This is a genomic window from Pseudomonas peradeniyensis (assembly GCF_014268935.2).
GTDB lineage: Bacteria > Pseudomonadota > Gammaproteobacteria > Pseudomonadales > Pseudomonadaceae > Aquipseudomonas > Aquipseudomonas peradeniyensis.
The window spans coordinates 1,131,128-1,145,752 of record NZ_JABWRJ020000002.1 but is presented as its reverse complement, the minus strand read 5'-3'; the positions used below and the strand labels follow the sequence as shown (position 1 = coordinate 1,145,752).

Genomic DNA, 14,625 nt, shown 5'->3' with positions numbered 1-14,625 from the left:
CGTGATGGCTAGATGACATGCATCACCGGGAAGCCAACCACTCCAGGCAAATGGCGCACTATGACCTCTACGAACACTTCTGCCAATGCGGCTCCCGAGCCGACCCTCAGCCCCACCTCGCTGACCGCCGGCAGTGCTCGAGACCTACCCGCCGCCCGCAGCACGCCGGCGCAGCAGTACCTGTACTTCACCGAGCAGGACATCCAGCGCATCCTCGACAACCTCGACGGCCTGCGCGACCTGGTGTTCCCGCCGAACCTGCACGTCGAGGACGAGGACCAGCTGCGCCTGGAGCAGCAGTTCCCGTCGGTGTGCCTGATCGGCCTGGGCCGCTGCGGCTCGAACATCGCCCTGGACGTGGCGGAGCTGGTGTACAACGCCCGCACCTTCTTCCTCAACGAGTACAACAACGAGGACCGTTTCAAGGGTGAAGCGGGCTACAGCCCGGCGCGCTGGATCCGCCAGAACCTGCGCCTGGTGCAGAACAAGGCCGCCAAGCCAGTGTTCCTGGTCGAACCGCTGGTGATGCTGGGTGACCTGGACAAGGACATCGCCGGACGCATCCGCTTCTCGCGCAAGGGCGAGCGCGGCGGCTTCCTGCGTGACTACAGCAAGATGAAGATCATGGACCTGTCCGAGGTGCATGCCGGGGGCGCCGGTAACGCGCCGATCCTCGGCCAGTACCTGGCCAAGATCATCCTCAACAAGGACACCCAGCGCTTCTCCAGCGCCGACTGGAAGCTGATCCACTCGTACCTGATCGACTCCTGCGGCATCAAGGCGAACCAGTCGCGCCTGTACTTCTACATCTTCAGCGCCGGCGGCGGCACCGGCTCGGGGATGGCCTCGGAGTTCGGCCTGGCCCAGCAGTACTCGTACATGAACAAGACCTTCGACACCAAGCCGGCCGACGAGAACGACGGCAAGAGCGGGCACTCGTTCGTCTTCGAGCCGATCTTCACCAGTGGCATCTGCGTGCTGCCCAATGCCTCCGACCACCGCAGCGAGATGTCCGAGGCGCTGCACATCAACGCCGGCCGCCTGTTGTGCAAATACCTGTCGGAGGAATGGGACTTCTCGTACAACTTCGACAATGAAGACAGCAGCGAAGCCAGCGTCATGGGCCGCATCCGCCCGTGGAACGCGATGATGCTGATCTCCAACGACATCATGCGCTACGCCGAAGAGAGCGATGACGGCACGATCCAGAACATCGACGTCAACGCCATGGAGAAGCACGCCAACCAGTACATCTCCCAACAGATCTTCAACATCCTCACCGCCCAGGCGGTGACCACCGACTACGACCAGAACTACTTCCGTCGCGCCGGCATCGACATCGGCGAGACCATCCGCCTGGACGCCAACGACCTGTTCATGAGCCTGGCCGGCCCAGTGGCCATCGCCTACGCCGAATCGGTGGTGCCGGAAGTGCCGCCGGCGGGGTCGGACAAATTCAAGGTGTTCGAGCGCGAGCAACCGCGCCTGGACATCGACGACCTGTTCTTCCGCTCCATCGACCTGCCGCACTTCAACAAGCAGACCCAGGCCATCGAGGGCATCAGCCTGCTGCCGATCGAGTCGCGCCGCTACCGCGCCGCGCTGGAGCAGTACCAGGCCTCGGGCTACGACGCCGCAGCCCTGCACGACCTGCACTTCTTCAAGAACTGCTCGTCGGTGGTGTCGATCGTGTCGCTGCCCAAGGACTACAAGCTGTCGTACATGGACCTGAACCGGCTCAAGACCCACCTCAACAGCCTGTTCCCCAACACCACGCTCAAGCGCTACGCGCTGGTAATCGGCGCCTCGGCCAACCTGTCGCTGACCACCCTGATCGCCAAGAGCCCGTGCCTGTCGGACGACTTCCTGACCCTGATCGTGGCGTTCATCAAGCGTTGCTTCGCGCGCAACCCTTACCGCTTCGACGACACCATGGACAACGCGATCCTGGAGTTCATCACCAGCGAGCACTTCGATGAAGACAGCATCGACGACCTGCTCAACGAGTTCGAGAACCCGGCGAAGATCCTCGACACCAACTGGTACGCGATCAAGCCGATGTACGAGAAGAAGTACCGCGAGCTGATCAACGACAAGAGCCGGTTCGTGTCGATCAACGATATCCGCCTGTCGCGCGAGTGCGTGAAGAAGGCGGTGAAGTACCTGCGCGAGATCTTCCGCCACCGCATCGGCAAGACCCGGGTGATTTCGCTGAACAGTCATACCGGGCGCGTGGATTACTGAAAACAATCGCGGGGCAAGCCCGCTCCCACGAGGAGTCTTGGTGGGAGCGGGCTTGCCCCGCGATCATTTCGGCGGCGTATTACGCATTCCGTAAACTGTTACCGCCCCGCCAAATCACCCCGCCACTGTTACCAACTTCCACCTTACGTGAGCGTCAATGCGCACCATCGTGAGGCGTCTGCGCATTTTTACGCACTAAAAAAGCGCGTGCTTATTCCGCTTTCTTCGCCTGGATCACGATGAACGGCGAAACCACCACCGCCCAGATCTCTGGATCGCGGGTTTGCAGGTCGAGCGCCTGCTCGGCGGAAACCGGCCCGACAGTGCCATCACTACGCCACTTGGCGAAGATCTCGCGGCGATTCTCGGCCATCGCCTCGGCAACGGTGATCAGGTCGAGGCTGGGGTCGACCCAAATCAGGTCACCCTTGGCCCAGAAACGCTCCAGGGCTTTCCACTCGATGACGGCGGTCTCGCCGAGCAATTTGGCATAGAGGGTGCTTACTTGATCAGTCATGGGTTTACCTGCGCAAAGATCGTCCAACAAAAAGGCCGGCATTTTTGCAGAAAAACCTGGTTTCAAATACGTAATTTGGTCGATCAGGCCCGAACTTGTGGGGGCGGGCCGCAGATACCGGCAAAGCGATGGCGCTTTTCTGTATCTTTATGTCGACCAGGCGACACCCCTCGAAACAGACGCTTTTCGCCCGCTTTTCAAGCGCTCGGACGGCGCTCTACACTGTACCGGTACAGTTCCGGGACATGTTCCGGGGGAAGGTGGGCTCACGGCATGGCGTAGCCAGGCCGTAGATCCCGCCCGGTCTGTAGCCCTGGCCTCAGGACTATAAGAATTACAACAGAATGAGTGGAGCACTATGATCAAGATTTCCAAGCTGTTTGCCGCGATGGTTCTGGCCGGAGTCGCCAGCCATTCGTTTGCCGCCGACACCATCAAGATCGGCATCGCCGGTCCCAAGACCGGGCCGGTGACCCAGTACGGCGACATGCAGTTCGTCGGCGCCAAACAGGCCATCAAGGACATCAACGCCAAGGGCGGCGTCGATGGCAAGATGCTCGAAGCCAAGGAATACGACGACGCGTGCGACCCTAAACAGGCCGTGGCCGTCGCCAACAAAGTGGTCAACGATGGCGTCAAGTACGTGATCGGCCACCTGTGCTCCAGCTCCACCCAGCCTGCGTCCGACATCTACGAGGACGAAGGCGTGATCATGATCACCCCCGCCGCCACCTCCCCGGACATCACCAGCCGTGGCTACAAGATGGTCTTCCGCACCATCGGCCTGGACAGCGCCCAGGGCCCGGCCGCCGGCAACTACATTGCCGACCACGTCAAGCCGAAGGTCGTTGCGGTCCTGCACGACAAGCAGCAGTACGGCGAAGGCATCGCCACCGCGGTCAAGACCACCCTCGAGAAGAAAGGCACCAAGGTCGCCGTCTTCGAAGGCCTGAACGCCGGTGACAAGGACTTCTCCTCGATCATCCAGAAGCTCAAGCAGAACAACGTCGACTTCGTCTACTACGGCGGCTACCACCCGGAACTGGGCCTGATCCTGCGCCAGGCGCAAGAGAAGGGCCTGAAAGCCAAGTTCATGGGCCCGGAAGGCGTGGGTAACGACTCCATCTCGCAGATCGCCCAGGGCGCCTCCGAAGGCCTGCTGGTCACCCTGCCGAAGTCGTTCGACGCCGACCCTGCGAACAAGGCCATCGTCGACGCCATCAAGGCCGACGGCAAGGACCCGAGCGGTCCGTTCGTGTTCCCGGCCTATTCGGCTGTCCAGCTGATCGCCGAAGGCATCAAGGCTGCCAAGTCCGAAGACACCGACAAGGTGGCTGCCGCCATCCACGCCGGCACCTTCAAGACCCCGACCGGCGACCTGTCCTACGACGCGAAAGGCGACCTGAAGGACTTCAAGTTCGTGGTCTACGAATGGCACTTCGGCAAGCCGAAGACCGAAGTCTCCCCTCAGTAACTGCGTGACTAATAGCTGACCGAGAAGCCCACTGTGCGAGCAGTGGGCTTTGTTTTACGAGGTTCTATGGACCTGATTCCCGTGATCCGGGAGCCGGTTCACCTGAAAATCTTAAAACCGTCACCCGCGGTTTCCTGGTTGTGCCCGCACAAGATCACGTGGCGTAGACCACGAGAACATGGGCCGGGGTCATCCCCGCCAGAGAAATGCAAATCAGGTTTTTAGGAGCGCTGTAATGCCTGAGATCTACCATTTCCTACAACAACTGGTTAACGGATTGACCATCGGCAGTACCTACGCGCTGATCGCCATCGGTTACACGATGGTGTACGGCATCATCGGCATGATCAACTTCGCCCACGGCGAGGTGTACATGATCGGTTCCTACGTGGCCTTCATCGCCCTCGCCGGGCTGGCCATGATGGGCATCCACTCGTTGCCGATCCTGATGACCGTGGCCTTCGTCGCCACGATCTTCGTCACCAGTGCCTACGGCTACAGCATCGAACGGGTCGCCTACCGGCCGCTGCGCAACAGCAACCGGCTGATCCCGCTGATCTCCGCCATCGGCATGTCGATCTTCCTGCAGAACACCGTCCTGCTGTCGCAGGACTCGAAGGACAAGTCCATCCCCAACCTGATCCCCGGCAGCTTCTCGTTCGGCCCTGGTGGCGCTGAGGAAGTGCTGGTCTCGTACATGCAGATCCTGGTGTTCGTGGTGACCCTCGTCGCCATGACCTGCCTGACCCTGTTCATCTCCCGTTCCCGCCTGGGCCGCGCCTGCCGCGCCTGCGCCGAGGACATCAAGATGGCCAACCTGCTGGGCATCAACACCAACAACATCATCGCCCTGACCTTCGTCATCGGCGCCGCGCTGGCGGCGGTGGCGGCCGTGCTGCTGAGCATGCAGTACGGAGTGATCAACCCCAACGCCGGTTTCCTGGTGGGCCTGAAAGCCTTCACCGCGGCGGTTCTGGGCGGCATCGGCAGCATCCCGGGCGCCATGCTCGGCGGGCTGGTGCTGGGCGTGGCCGAAGCGTTCGGCGCCGACATCTTCGGCGACCAGTACAAGGACGTGGTGGCATTCGGTCTTTTGGTTCTTGTCCTGCTGTTCCGGCCGACCGGCATCCTGGGCCGCCCGGAGGTTGAAAAAGTATGAACAGAAATCTCAAACAGGCGTTCTTCAGCGCCTTGCTGGTCTGGGCCGTGGCCTTCCCGGTGCTGGGCCTGAAACTCAGCATCGACGGCATCAGCCTGATCGTGCACAGCCAGGGCTCGTTCACCATCAGCATCATCGCCGCGTGCTCGGTGCTGATGTTCCTGCGCGTACTGTTCGACAAGCAGTGGAGCGCGGTGATGGGCCGCCGCTCGGAGCGCAAGCTGGTACCGCCTTCGGTGACCAACTTCCTCACCCTGCCGAAGACCCAGCGCTGGGTCATCATGGGGCTGATCGTGGCGGCGCTGATCTGGCCGTTCTTCGGCTCGCGCGGCGCGGTCGACATCGCCACGCTGATCCTGATCTACGTGCTGCTGGGCCTGGGCCTGAACATCGTGGTGGGGCTTGCGGGCCTGCTCGACCTGGGTTACGTCGGCTTCTACGCCGTCGGCGCCTACAGCTACGCGATGCTCTCGCACTACCTGGGCTGGAGCTTCTGGGTGTGCCTGCCGATCGCCGGCCTGATGGCCGCCACCTTCGGTTTCCTGCTCGGCTTCCCGGTGCTGCGCCTGCGCGGCGACTACCTGGCGATCGTGACGCTGGGCTTCGGCGAAATCATTCGCCTGTTCCTGCGCAACCTCACCGACTGGACCGGCGGCCCCAACGGCATCAGCAACATCCCCAAGCCGGAGTTCTTCGGCCTGACCTTCGAACGTAAAGCTGCCGAAGGGATGCAGACCTTCCACGAGTTCTTCGGGCTGGAATACAACTCGATCAACAAGGTGATCTTCCTCTACCTGGTGGCCCTGCTGCTGGCACTGCTGGCGCTGTTCGTCATCAACCGCCTGCTGCGCATGCCGATCGGCCGGGCCTGGGAAGCGCTGCGTGAAGACGAGATCGCCTGCCGCGCGCTGGGCCTGAACCCCACCGTGATCAAGCTCTCGGCGTTCACCCTGGGTGCCTGCTTCGCCGGTTTCGCCGGCAGTTTCTTCGCCGCCCGCCAGGGGCTGGTGACACCGGAGTCGTTCACCTTCATCGAGTCGGCGATCATCCTCGCCATCGTCGTGCTGGGTGGCATGGGTTCGCAGCTGGGCGTGATTCTCGCGGCCATCGTGATGATCCTGCTGCCGGAGATGATGCGTGAGTTCAGCGAATACCGGATGCTGATGTTCGGTGCGCTGATGGTGTTGATGATGATCTGGCGTCCGCAGGGCCTGCTGCCCATGCAACGTCCGCACATGGAGCTGCCTCGATGAGCCGCGAAATTCTGCAAGTCAGCGGCCTGAGCATGCGCTTCGGCGGCTTGTTGGCGGTCAACGGCGTGGGCCTGACCGTCAAGGAAAAACAGGTGGTGGCATTGATCGGCCCGAACGGCGCCGGCAAGACCACCGTGTTCAACTGCCTCACCGGCTTCTACAAGCCCAGCGGCGGCACCATCCTGCTCGACGGCCAGCCGATCCAGGGCCTGGCCGGCCATCAGATCGCCCGCAAGGGCGTGGTGCGGACCTTCCAGAACGTGCGCCTGTTCAAGGAAATGACCGCGCTGGAAAACCTGCTGATCGCCCAGCATCGTCACCTGAACACCAACTTCTTCGCCGGCCTGTTCAAGACCCCGAGCTTCCGCCGCAGCGAGAAGGAGGCCATGGAGCGCGCGCAGTACTGGCTGGAGAAGGTCAACCTGACCGAGTTCGCCAACCGTACCGCCGGCACCCTCGCCTACGGCCAGCAACGGCGCCTGGAAATCGCCCGCTGCATGATGACCCAACCGCGGATCATCATGCTCGACGAACCGGCCGCCGGCCTCAACCCCAAGGAGACCGAGGACCTCAAGGCCCTCATCGCCTACCTGCGCGAATCCCACAACGTGACCGTGCTGCTGATCGAGCACGACATGAAACTGGTGATGAGCATTTCCGACCACATCGTGGTGATCAACCAGGGCACGCCCCTGGCCGATGGCACGCCGGAAGAGATTCGCGGCAACCCTGATGTGATCAAGGCCTACCTGGGGGAGGCGTAAATGCTGAAGTTCGAGAACGTTTCCACCTTCTACGGCAAGATCCAGGCGCTGCACAGCGTCAACGTGGAGATCAACCAGGGCGAGATCGTCACCCTGATCGGTGCCAACGGTGCCGGCAAGTCGACCCTGCTGATGACCCTCTGCGGCTCGCCCCAGGCGAGCAGCGGCAGTATCAAGTACCTGGGCGAGGAGCTGGTCGGCCAGTCGTCCTCGCACATCATGCGCAAGAGCATCGCGGTGGTGCCGGAAGGCCGCCGCGTGTTCTCGCGCCTGACCGTCGAGGAAAACCTGGCCATGGGCGGTTTCTTCACCGACAAGGGCGACTACCAGGAGCAGTTGGACAAGGTCCTGCAGCTGTTCCCACGCCTGAAGGAACGCTACATCCAGCGCGGCGGCACCATGTCCGGCGGCGAGCAGCAGATGCTGGCCATCGGCCGGGCGCTGATGAGCAAGCCCAAGCTGCTGCTGCTCGACGAACCGTCGCTGGGCCTGGCGCCGATCATCATCCAGCAGATCTTCGACATCATCGAACAGCTGCGCCGCGATGGCGTGACCGTGTTCCTGGTGGAGCAGAACGCCAACCAGGCGCTGAAGATCGCCGACCGGGCGTATGTGCTGGAGAACGGCAAGGTGGTGATGCAGGGCACCGGTGAAGCGTTGCTGACCGACCCTAAGGTGCGCGACGCGTACCTCGGGGGTTGAATGATCAAAGGGCCTTCGGGCCCTTTTTTCTTGCCCCGCGATGAGGCCCTTGTGATCCATGCGCACCCTGCGTAACGTGGCCAGCTCTTTTGCAAAGTCTCCCGGAGCCCGCCCCATGCGCCTCACCCCTTCCCTGCTGCTTACCGCCCTGCTGCCGCTGTTCGCCGGCTGCCAGATGCTGGCCGAAAAACCGGTCGACCCGAACCTGGGCACCACCCGCATGCAAGGCGAACTGAGCGCGGCCGGCGGTCATCTCCTGTTCAAGCCCTGCAGCGAAAGCCGTCGCTTCATCGTCAACGACGTTGCCGCCACCGGCATCCTGCAGGAAGCCGCCAACCTGGCCGACGACGCCGGTGACAAGCTGTTCGCCGACGTCCGCGCGCGCATGACCGGCAGCAAGCAGGCCGGCAGCGACGGCCAGCTCGACGTGACCCGCCTGTACCGCCTCGAAACCTCCGAGTATTCCGGCTGCGAAGATCCGAACTTCAAGCAACTGACCCTGCGTGCCGGCGGCCACGAGCCGGACTGGGACATCAAGGCCAGCGGCAAGGGCATGGTGCTCAACCGCATCGGCCAGGATCCGCTGGCGCTGCCCTACCTGGAAGAGGCAATGCCCGGCGGTGGCCTGAGCCTGTCCAGCGAGGCCAACGGCCAGCGCGTCGAGCTGTGGGTCGCGCCGCAGCGCTGCGTCGACGGCGCCACCGGCGCCATCCGCCACCTCAAGGCCGAGCTGCGCATCGACGGCAAGACCCTGCAGGGCTGCGCCTACTACGGCGGCGCCCGCGACCTCTGATCGCCAGGCACTTTTATCCTGCCAGTCGGGGCGGCTAACAGCTTATACTTGGCGGTTTGTGTAAAGCCGCCGGCCGCCCATGGCCGGGATACTGGACCCTGCCATGCTACGAATCACCGAACTGAAGCTGCCCCTGGACCACTCCGACGACGAGCTGCGCGCCGCCATCGTCCAGCGCCTGGGCATCAGCGATGAGCAACTGCTCGGTTTCACCCTGTTCAAGCGCAGCTACGATGCGCGCAAGAAGAACAGCGAGCTGCTGTTCATCTACACCATCGACCTTGAAACCAGCAACGAAGACGAACTGCTGCGCCGCTTCGAAGGCGACGCCAAGATCGGCGTGGCCCCGGACGTCAGCTACAAGTTCGTTGGCCAGGCCCCGGCCGAGCTGCCTGCGCGCCCGATCGTGGTCGGCTTCGGCCCCTGCGGCATCTTCGCCGGGCTGCTGCTGGCGCAGATGGGCTTCAAGCCAATCGTGCTCGAGCGAGGCAAGGAAGTGCGTCAGCGCACCAAGGACACCTGGGGCCTGTGGCGCAAGAGCGTGCTCAACCCCGAGTCCAACGTGCAGTTCGGCGAAGGCGGCGCCGGTACCTTCTCCGACGGCAAGCTGTACAGCCAGATCAAGGACCCGAACCACCACGGCCGCAAAGTGCTGGAAGAGTTCGTCAAGGCCGGCGCGCCGGACGAGATCCTCTACATCAACAAGCCGCACATCGGCACCTTCCGCCTGACCAGCATGGTCGAGAAGATGCGCGAGGAAATCATCACCCTGGGCGGTGAAGTACGCTTCGAGCAGAAGGTTACCGACCTGCTGATCGACGGCGAACAGCTCACCGGCGTGGTACTGCAGAGCGGTGAACAGCTGCACTCGCGGCATGTGGTGCTGGCCTTGGGGCACAGCGCCCGCGACACCTTCCGCATGCTCCACGCCAAGGGCGTGTTCATGGAAGCCAAGCCGTTCTCGGTCGGTTTCCGTATCGAACACCCGCAGTCGCTGATCGACAAGGCGCGCCTGGGCAAGTACGCCGGCCACCCGAAACTCGGCGCCGCCGACTACAAGCTGGTGCACCACGCCAAGAACGGTCGCTCGGTCTACAGCTTCTGCATGTGCCCGGGCGGCACCGTGGTCGCCGCCACCAGCGAACCGGGCCGCGTGGTCACCAACGGCATGAGCCAGTACTCGCGTAATGAGCGCAACGCCAACTCCGGTATCGTTGTCGGTATCGACCCCGAGCGCGACTACCCGGGCGGCCCGCTGGCCGGCATCGAGCTGCAGGAACGCCTGGAGGCCCATGCCTACGTGATGGGCGGCAGCAACTACCAGGCACCGGCGCAGCTGGTGGGCGACTTCGTCGCAGGCCGGCCGTCCACCGCGCTGGGCAGCGTCGAGCCGTCCTACAAGCCGGGCGTGACCCTGGGCGACCTGGCCCCGAGCCTGCCGGACTTCGCCATCGAGGCGATTCGTGAGGCGCTGCCGGCCTTCGACCGCCAGATCAAGGGCTACAACCTGCACGACGCGGTGCTGACCGGCATCGAGACCCGCACTTCGTCGCCGCTGCGCATCACCCGTGATGCCAGCTTGCAGAGCCTCAACCTCAAGGGCCTGTTCCCGGCGGGCGAAGGCGCGGGCTACGCTGGCGGCATTCTTTCGGCCGGCGTGGATGGCATCCGTATCGCCGAAGCGGTGGCGCGGGACATGCTCGGCCTGTAATCCGATCGCGGCTACAGGCAAAAGAAAACCCCGAACAGGCCAGGCCCGTTCGGGGTTTCTTTTGTACGGCGATCAGTGAGTGACGCGGCTGGTGCCATCGACGGTCATGATGCGCACACGCTCGCCCACGCGGAAAACCTCGTTCTGCTGCACTTGCTGCACATAGGCGCGCATGCTGCCGTCGTCTTCACGCACGGTGATCTCGACGCCCTGGGTGCGGGTCAGGCCCTCTTCGGCGGCGGAACCTGCCAGGCCACCGGCCACGGCACCGATCACCGCAGCCACGACGCTGCCACGGCCGCCACCGATGGCGCTGCCGGCGACACCACCGACGATGGCGCCGGCGCCACCACCGATCGGGGTCTTGGTGCCTTCGATCTTCACCGGGCGCAGAGATTCGATGGTACCCATGCGCACGGTCTGCACGCGGCGGGCCTCATCACGGGAGTAGCTGTCGCCGGTCAGCGACGACTGGCAGCCGCCCAGCAGCAGCGACACGGTGGTGAAGCTGGCCAGCAGCAAAGCGGATTTACGCATGGGGTCAATCTCCATAAGACAGGTGTCCATTAGACTCCGCGCCTTGACAAGTGTCACGGCGCAAACGTTATAAAATTGTTTTCATTCAGCCCAGGTACAGCCTATGCCGGCTGTGTGGCGGACCTTTTACGTGAGACCAAGGATAGCCATGGATTACTTCATCGTCGTCGTGGTGACTATCGCCGGCCTGTATTTTCACGGGTGGCTGTATGTGCGCATGCGGCGCTGGATGGACCGGGACCTGGCGCTGTCGCTGGCCGGGGAGGATCCGGCGAAGCGGGATTTCATGCTCGAGTTGCTGGAGCGGGCGCGGGTCGAGAAGGTGCGGCGCAAGGAGTTGGCGGCGTGGCTGGAGCGGGAGGCGGCGGGGTATCGGTAATGCTGGGGCTGCTTTGCAGCCCATCGCGGCACAAGGCCGCTCCTACAGGGGTTACGCGATTCCTGTAGGAGCGGCCTTGTGCCGCGATGGGCCGCGCAGCGGCCCCAGATGTCAGGGCGCCAAACGCTCGCGCAGCCAATGGCCATCGACCAGCCGGTAGTTCAGCCGGTCATGCAAGCGGCTGGCTCGCCCCTGCCAGAACTCGACACGCTCCGGCACCAGGCGATAGCCGCCCCAGTGTTCCGGGCAATGCGGTTGGGTGTCGGAAAAGCGCGCCTCGGTGGCCTTGACCAACCCTTCCAGTTCCTCACGGTCAGCAATCACCCGGCTCTGCGGCGACGCCCAGGCGCCCAGGCGGCTGCCTAAAGGACGCACCTGGTAGTAATCGTCCGACTCCTTGGCCGTGACCTTTTCCACCCGCCCTTCGATCCGCACCTGACGCTCCAGCGCCGGCCAGAAGAAGGTCATGGCCGCGAACGGGTTAGCCGCAATGTGCTGCCCCTTGGCGCTTTCGTAGTTGGTGAAGAAGGTGAACCCTCGGGCATCGAGGGCCTTGAGCAACAGCACCCGGCAATGCGGACGGCCATCGGCGTCGACGGTCGCCAGGGTCATGGCGTTGGCTTCCACCGGTAGCTGCTCGGTCTTCACCGCATCGGCGAACCAGTGGTGGAACAGCGCGAACGGCTCCCCCGGGGCCTGGGCTTCGGCCAGGCCATCACGGGTGTAGTCGCGGCGCATATCGGCCAGGGATTGGGTCATGACTGCGTTTCCTTGACGATCAGTTGGTCTTCGCAGGGCTGTTGGCGGCGACTTTCTTGTCGGTGGCGGCCTTCTTCGCGGCAGGTTTGGCCGGAGCGGCTTTCTTCTTCGCGGCGGTGCTGGCCTTGGCCGGCGCCTTGGCCTTGGCGGCCGGTTTTTTCGCAGCCGGCTTGGCAGCGGCCTTGACGGCTGGCTTGGCCACCGGGGCCTTGGCATCCTGGGTGGCGACCATCGCCGCCGGAGCCGGAGCCGGGGCGGCTTGCTGGTACTTGGCCAGCAACGCGACCATGGTGTTCTGCGGGGTCAGCAGCAGCTCGACGCGGCGGTTCAGGGCGCGGCCCTCGGCGCTGTCGTTGGCGGCGCGCGGCATCACCGAGCCCATGCCCTTGAGCATCAGGCGGTCACGCTGCAGGCCGCTGAGACGGAAGATCGCCGACACCGAAGCAGCACGCTCGAGGCTGAGCTTCTGGTTGGCGGCGGTGGCACCGCTGCTGTCGGCGTGGCCGAGGATCAGCACGGCAGTCTTGGTGTCGGTCTCGATGGCCTTGGCCACCTGGGTGATCGGACCGAGGGTAGCCGGCAGCAGCATGTTCGGGCGGTCCGGGTTGTAGGAGCTGTCTGCCGGAATGGTCACCGCCAGCACATCTTCACGGCGTTCGAGTTCGAACTTGCTGCCCTTGATCGCTTCGCGGACCTTCGGCTCGTACTGGTCGAGCCAGGCCTGGGTGGCCTTCTGGTCGATCTTCGGCACCGCCGCGACCTTGTCCTTTTTCTCGTCGCTACCGAACGGCCACCACCAGCGGCTGGCGCTTTCGGACTTGGCATCGGCCTTGGCGACGTTTTCGACGACGGCCTCCTTCACTTCCTTGTCGGCGACCTTGTCCGAGCCAAAGGGCCACCAGTTCAGGCCACTGTCCTTTGAAGCGTCCTGGGAATGGCTGGCGCAGCCGGTCATGGCCAGGCACAGGGCGAGTGCTAAGGTTTTATGTGAAGACATCAGCGATACACCATGAAATAGAAAGAAATTTTGCCCATACGCGTCAGGCGTTGGCATTGAGGATAGTCAAAGGGTCCGGGCAATACCCGCGTTACCCGATCAAAGGCAACTGCCAAGGACCCGCACCAGGCGTTGGGCACGCGGATCCATCAACACGTAGGGTCCCAGGGTATTGGTGACGAAGCCAAAGGCCACGTCGTGTTCGGGGTCGGCGAAGCCGACCGAACCGCCCGCGCCGGGATGGCCGAACGCCCGTGCGCCAAGGCCGAAAGTGGCGTTGGCCACTTCTGGCTGGTCGAGCATGCAGCCCAGGCCGAAGCGGGTCTGGGTCAACAGGGTGCGGTCCTGGCCGAGGCTGTGCTCGCGGGTCAGTTCGTCGAGCAACTCGGACTCCAGCAGGCTGCCGTCGAGCAGGCCGGCATAGAAGCCCGCCAGGCTGCGGGCGTTGCCGTGGCCATTGGCCGCCGGCTGCTGCATGCGCCGCCATTCGGGCTTGTTGGTGCTGGTGAGGATCGCCGGCGGGTTGGTGAAGGCCCGGGTCGACAGGGCCTCGGGCTCGCGCATGGTGACCTGCAGCAGGCGCTGGGCCGCGGCATCGCCGGGGTTGCCCTTGCCGCGGGCGATATGCGCCACGCGATGGAATTCGTCGTCCGCCAGGCCGACATGAAAATCCAGCCCCAATGGCCGGGCGGTGCGGGCCACGATCGAGTCACCCGGGCCACGACCGTCGGCGCGACGGATCAGCTCGCCGATCAGCCAGCCATAGGTGATCGCCGCATAACCGTGTTCGCTGCCGGGCGTCCACCAGGGCGCTTCGGCGGCCAGGGCATCGACCATGGCCTGCCAGTCGTACAGCGCCTCGGCTGGCAGCAGCTCACGGATGGCCGGCAGGCCGGCGCGGTGGCTGAGCAACTGCCGCAGGGTGACCTGCTCCTTGCCGGCCTGGGCGAACTCCGGCCAATAGCGTGCCACCGGCGCATCGAGGGCCAGCTTGCCCTCGCCCACCAGTTGCAGGGCGGTGGCGGCGGTGAAGGTCTTGGTGCAGGAGAACAGGTTGGCGATGGTGTCGCTGTGCCAGGCCTCGCGGCCGTCCTTGTCGGCGCTGCCAGCCCACAGGTCGACCACGGTCTCGCCGCCGACCTGGATGCACAATGCGGCACCACGCTCCTGGGGATCCTCGAACAACGCGGCGAAGGCATCGCGCACCGCCTCGAACTTCAGCTCATAGTGACCCTGGATCTGCACCCGACTACCTCTCTGTACGACCTGGCTTGCAAAGGGGTGCATTGTTTCAGTAGTTGGGCGATTTGCAAACTGGATATGGTCGGGTGGTTGC

14 protein-coding genes are annotated in these 14,625 nt (G+C 63.8%); 9 read left to right on the top strand and 5 right to left on the bottom strand.

Features of this window, described 5'->3' with window-relative positions:
* Positions 1-60 precede the first annotated feature (60 nt).
* The gene (locus HU751_RS14635) at positions 61-2,244 is read left to right on the top strand and encodes a hypothetical protein (protein ID WP_186735307.1); all 2,184 of its coding nucleotides are present in this window, start codon (positions 61-63) and stop codon (positions 2,242-2,244) included.
* Positions 2,245-2,455: 211 nt separating this feature from the next.
* On the opposite strand, the gene HU751_RS14630 is transcribed toward HU751_RS14635, so the two are convergent.
* Positions 2,456-2,761, bottom strand: a complete 306-nt coding sequence (locus tag HU751_RS14630; protein WP_186735309.1) for a DUF2288 domain-containing protein — start codon at positions 2,759-2,761, stop codon at positions 2,456-2,458.
* Between the two features lie 358 nt (positions 2,762-3,119).
* Between HU751_RS14630 and HU751_RS14625 the strand changes: the two genes are divergently transcribed.
* From HU751_RS14625 to HU751_RS14595, 7 genes are all read left to right on the top strand, one after another.
* The gene (locus tag HU751_RS14625) at positions 3,120-4,235 is read left to right on the top strand and encodes a branched-chain amino acid ABC transporter substrate-binding protein (protein ID WP_186735311.1); all 1,116 of its coding nucleotides are present in this window, start codon (positions 3,120-3,122) and stop codon (positions 4,233-4,235) included.
* 235 nt (positions 4,236-4,470) lie between these two features.
* A complete protein-coding gene (gene livH / locus HU751_RS14620; protein WP_028692119.1) occupies positions 4,471-5,394 on the top strand; it encodes a high-affinity branched-chain amino acid ABC transporter permease LivH in 924 nt (307 codons plus the stop codon).
* Positions 5,391-6,647, top strand: a complete 1,257-nt coding sequence (locus HU751_RS14615; protein WP_186735313.1) for a high-affinity branched-chain amino acid ABC transporter permease LivM — start codon at positions 5,391-5,393, stop codon at positions 6,645-6,647. The genes livH and HU751_RS14615 overlap by 4 nt, the downstream gene beginning before the upstream one ends.
* Complete coding sequence (livG, locus tag HU751_RS14610; RefSeq protein WP_084856089.1) at positions 6,644-7,411, top strand: high-affinity branched-chain amino acid ABC transporter ATP-binding protein LivG; 768 nt, start codon at positions 6,644-6,646, stop codon at positions 7,409-7,411. Before HU751_RS14615 ends, livG begins: the two co-directional genes overlap by 4 nt.
* Positions 7,412-8,113 carry an ABC transporter ATP-binding protein gene (locus tag HU751_RS14605; protein WP_011532591.1) on the top strand — a complete coding sequence of 234 codons (702 nt, stop codon included), beginning with the start codon at positions 7,412-7,414 and terminating at the stop codon, positions 8,111-8,113.
* Positions 8,114-8,228: 115 nt separating this feature from the next.
* Positions 8,229-8,906, top strand: a complete 678-nt coding sequence (locus HU751_RS14600; protein ID WP_050704229.1) for a COG3650 family protein — start codon at positions 8,229-8,231, stop codon at positions 8,904-8,906.
* 103 nt (positions 8,907-9,009) lie between these two features.
* Complete coding sequence (locus tag HU751_RS14595; RefSeq protein WP_186735315.1) at positions 9,010-10,617, top strand: NAD(P)/FAD-dependent oxidoreductase; 1,608 nt, start codon at positions 9,010-9,012, stop codon at positions 10,615-10,617.
* A 72-nt stretch (positions 10,618-10,689) separates the two neighbouring features.
* Here HU751_RS14595 and HU751_RS14590 read toward each other — a convergent pair whose 3' ends face one another.
* A complete protein-coding gene (locus HU751_RS14590) occupies positions 10,690-11,154 on the bottom strand; it encodes an outer membrane lipoprotein (RefSeq protein WP_050704227.1) in 465 nt (154 codons plus the stop codon).
* A gap of 148 nt (positions 11,155-11,302) precedes the next feature.
* On the opposite strand from HU751_RS14590, the gene HU751_RS14585 reads away from it, so the two are divergent.
* Complete coding sequence (locus HU751_RS14585) at positions 11,303-11,533, top strand: hypothetical protein (RefSeq protein WP_050704226.1); 231 nt, start codon at positions 11,303-11,305, stop codon at positions 11,531-11,533.
* A gap of 111 nt (positions 11,534-11,644) precedes the next feature.
* Here HU751_RS14585 and pdxH read toward each other — a convergent pair whose 3' ends face one another.
* The 3 genes from pdxH to HU751_RS14570 all read right to left on the bottom strand — a co-directional run bounded on the left by pdxH (position 11,645) and on the right by HU751_RS14570 (position 14,534).
* Complete coding sequence (pdxH, locus tag HU751_RS14580; RefSeq protein ID WP_186735317.1) at positions 11,645-12,292, bottom strand: pyridoxamine 5'-phosphate oxidase; 648 nt, start codon at positions 12,290-12,292, stop codon at positions 11,645-11,647.
* Positions 12,293-12,311: 19 nt separating this feature from the next.
* Positions 12,312-13,289 (bottom strand): OmpA family protein, encoded by a 978-nt coding sequence (locus tag HU751_RS14575; protein WP_186735319.1) that lies wholly within the window; start codon positions 13,287-13,289, stop codon positions 12,312-12,314.
* 99 nt (positions 13,290-13,388) lie between these two features.
* Positions 13,389-14,534, bottom strand: a complete 1,146-nt coding sequence (locus HU751_RS14570) for a serine hydrolase domain-containing protein (protein WP_186735320.1) — start codon at positions 14,532-14,534, stop codon at positions 13,389-13,391.
* Positions 14,535-14,625 lie beyond the last annotated feature (91 nt).